We start from the raw sequence: 314 nt of genomic DNA, 5'->3' as shown, positions 1-314 counted from the left end.
CGGCACCGTATGCCAGTGCGGCTGCGAGCGTGTGCGCATCGGCGAGGACATCAGCGAGAAACTGGATTACACGCCGGGTGTGTTCACGGTAGAGCGGCATATCCGTGGCAAGTGGGTGTGCAGGAACTGCGAAACGCTGATCCAGGCGCCGGTGCCCGCACACGTCATCGACAAGGGCATCCCGACCACGGGACTGTTGGCTTCGGTGCTGGTTGCCAAGTACGCTGACCACCTTCCCCTGTATCGTCAGGAGCAGATCTTTGCGCGAGCGGGCGTCGCGATACCGCGCTCGACATTGGGCGCATGGGTCGGTA

Annotated in this window: 1 protein-coding gene; it reads left to right on the top strand. The window is 63.1% G+C overall.

Annotated elements, in window-relative coordinates; all coding sequences use genetic code 11:
* The coding region (locus ACLFKU_RS44500) for an IS66 family transposase (protein WP_410853486.1) at nucleotides 1–314 on the top strand (314 nt) is incomplete at both ends.

The sequence above is a fragment of the Paraburkholderia sp. EG304 genome (genome assembly GCF_046543485.1).
Lineage (GTDB): Bacteria > Pseudomonadota > Gammaproteobacteria > Burkholderiales > Burkholderiaceae > Paraburkholderia > Paraburkholderia youngii.
Note: the sequence above shows the minus strand (reverse complement) of the source record. Positions and strands in the feature narration are given on the sequence as shown.